This is a genomic window from Intestinibacter sp., assembly GCF_034113885.1.
Taxonomy (GTDB): Bacteria; Bacillota; Clostridia; order Peptostreptococcales; family Peptostreptococcaceae; genus Intestinibacter.
Genome location: NZ_JAXEWM010000193.1, coordinates 1 through 3,255, shown reverse-complemented (window position 1 = coordinate 3,255; position 3,255 = coordinate 1). Strand labels below are relative to the sequence as shown.

General features: G+C 27.7%; 4 protein-coding genes. All 4 read left to right on the top strand.

Annotation, left to right across the window (positions count from 1 at the left end):
- Positions 1–1,488: CotH kinase family protein (locus tag SPD90_RS12070; protein ID WP_320925393.1), on the top strand; the 1,488-nt coding region annotated here is incomplete at its 5' end.
- On the top strand, positions 1,488–2,171 hold the full coding sequence (locus SPD90_RS12065; protein ID WP_320925392.1) for a polyphosphate polymerase domain-containing protein: 684 nt from the start codon (positions 1,488–1,490) through the stop codon (positions 2,169–2,171). The genes SPD90_RS12070 and SPD90_RS12065, both read left to right, overlap by 1 nt.
- A gap of 20 nt (positions 2,172–2,191) precedes the next feature.
- Entirely contained in the window at positions 2,192–2,851 is a 660-nt protein-coding gene (locus tag SPD90_RS12060; RefSeq protein WP_320925391.1) for a DUF4956 domain-containing protein, read from the top strand.
- Positions 2,852–2,895: 44 nt separating this feature from the next.
- The coding region (locus SPD90_RS12055) for a hypothetical protein (RefSeq protein WP_320925390.1) at positions 2,896–3,255 on the top strand (360 nt) is incomplete at its 3' end.

The window sequence follows — 3,255 nt, the reverse complement described above, 5'->3', positions numbered from 1 at the left end:
ATAAAAAATGTAAGTAATATTGATAATAAAGAATTTGAAAATATAAAAAAGAATAGAAATGAAACAAAATATGATTTAATAGATTTAAAATATGAAAATAATGAAATACCATACGATTCTAATAAAAATGTTTATTATATTTCTAAATGTGATGGAAAAGAAGATTTTGATATATTTTATAATAAAAATACTATTGTTAAATCAGTTGCAAATATTAGTGAAAATAGAATCAAGCTTATTGCATATAATAAAAATAAATATAAAATATACAATATTTGCTTAACCTACTTTCCCATTATAAATATAGAACTTTATTATAATGATGGAAAGAAAGAATTAATATCAAATAATTATACATATGGAGATATTAGCATTTTTGATAATAAGACAAATAAAATGGAATTAAATTTTATTAAAAGAAAAGCTAAATTTAAAATTAGAGGTTTATCAAGTTCATATTATGATAAAAAAAGTTATTCAATAAAATTTATTGATCCTAAAACAGGAGACGATATAATAATAAATAACTTTTTGGGATTTAATGGAAATAAAATTTTTGCGTTAAATTCCTTATATGAAGACAACTCTAAAATAAGAGATATGTTGAGTTTAGAGTCATGGAAACATATAAATAAAAAAAATAATAATAATATAGATATGAACTATGTAGAATTATTTATAAATGATAGGTATTATGGTTTATATGGATTGGGAGAGGTAATAAATGAATATACATTAAATATTAAACAAGAAAATGATTTTATCTATAAAATATCTGATCATAGAGTTCCTTTAATAAGTAGTTTTAATGACGATTATACTAAAAATGGTGGCATTGAAATTGTTTATCCAAAAGATGTAAATAAAACAAATTGGGAGCCATTAAAAAATTTTATTGATATAGTATATTATTCTGATGATGAAAGGTTTAATAAAAATATCTTAGAGTATATAAATATTGATAATTGTGTAGATTATTTTATTTTATCAGAATTAATATATAATATCGATGGCACTTGGAAAAACACAGTTTTAAGTTACGATTACAATAGTAATAAACTTACAAAAATTCCATGGGATCTTGATTTGACTTGGGGAGCTCATTGGGATGATAATTCAAAATTATGGGTAAATTATAATATAAAATATAGCAATAATTTATTATGCCAAGATAAATCATCATTTTTAAAAATATATTTAGAAAAGCGTTTATGGGAAAATAATGTGGGAAATTTTAGAAGTAAGGTAGCTCAAAAATGGAAAGTCTTAAGAAAAGAATTTTTAGAAACAGAATCGCTAGTGAACTACGCAAATAAACTATACGACGAAGTAACAGAAAGCGGCGCCAGAGAAAGAGAACACGAAAGATGGCCAGATGGAGGCTACTCAACAGACAACAAATTCATAGAAATCTTCATCAGACAAAGATTAGAATACCTAGATGGTGAATTTCTAAAATACTTAGACGACGATACAGGGGGCAACTAATGCTAGAATACCGCAACGAATACAAATACATATGTTCAGCAGCAGAGTTAAAAATCATAGAGCACAGACTTAGACCTATTATGAAACTTGATTCGCATCAAAAAGGTAATTCATATAGGATAAGAAGTCTGTACTTCGATGATTACTACGAAACTGCTTACACTGAAAATGAGATAGGAATTGATAACAGGAAGAAATTTAGAATAAGAGTATACGACAATCCAAAGGAAATGATACGTTTGGAGGTCAAATACAAAAACAGAGGAAAAACTCACAAGGATTCTTGTCAAATTTCTCAGGAGCTATGCGAGAAAATTCTCTCAGGAAAAAGAATAGATTTCGACAAAAATGCTCCTAAGCCACTAAAATTATTGTATATAGAAATGAGTATGTACAATATGAAGCCAAGGATTATAATAGAGTATGAGAGAACTGCTTTTACGTATCCGCTTGGAAATGTGAGAGTTACGTTAGACAGGAATATTTCTTATTCTAAGGATATAAAGGATTTTTTAGAGGATAGGATAAATTTGGTGCCTATTCAAGACAAGGGACAACACGTCCTAGAGGTCAAATACGACGAATTTATACCTGATTATATAGCGCAGGTATTGGAACTTGGAAACTTGGAGAGAACAGCTTTTTCTAAGTTCTATTTAGGAGATTTATTAAGCAAAAGATAGAGTAGGGGGAACATTAGAACATGAAAGAAAAACTTATAAATTTATTACTAGCTTCATCACAAATGTCGTACAAACAGATGATATTTGCGTTATTTATATGCTGTTTGATAGCAGGGTATATATTTTTAGTGTACCGAGTGGTTACTAAGACAGCTTTTTATTCAAAGACTTTTAATATAACTATGGCAGTGATGTCTATTATAACTACTGGTATTATCTTAGGGATGCAGTCAAGTTTGGTAATATCTCTAGGTATGGTAGGGGCATTATCTATTGTCAGATTCCGTACTGCTATTAAGGATCCGATGGACTTATTGTTTTTATTTTGGTCAATTGGTGAAGGGATAATATGCGGTTCTGGGTTGTATGGATTGGCGCTTATTTTGTGCGTGGTTGTAACACTTGCTATATTGATTTTGGAGAAAGTCCCAGTTAAGAGAGCTCCTTATTTGTTGATTTTCAATAGTGAGAATTATGATGTGGAGGATGATGTGATGGCTGTTGTGAAGGAGTGTACTCAGTTTTATAAGGTTAAGTCTAAGAATTTGACTAAGCAAGGGATAGATATGATTGTTGAGATTAGGACTGAGAAGGAGAAGGAGCTTATGGATAGACTTAGAGTGATTGAGGAGTTGGATAGTGTGTCTATATTGGCTCATGATGGTGAGACTAGATTTTAATTAACAATAATTATTTTAATAGGTTAATGAGAAGGAGTTTATTTATGTCAATTTTAAGAAAAATATATGATTATATTGTTATTTTTATAAATATTCCAAGAAGTATACCTATATTTATAATATATTTATTGATAAAAGATAAAACAAATTTAAATGCAGATATGAAAAGAGATACCACTTTGAATATTGCTAAAGAATTGCATCCTAGGTTATTAAAAAGTAATTGTATGAAACTTCATTATTTATTAGTATATAATTATGTGTTTAGAAATATATTTTATCTTAGAGTTAGAGAATATAATGTTATTTCAGCGAAAATATCAAAGATATTTTATAAAATAAAAGTAGATTGTGGTTTAGATGCAAAAATTGGACCAGGATTAGTTGTATATCATGGAAATAGT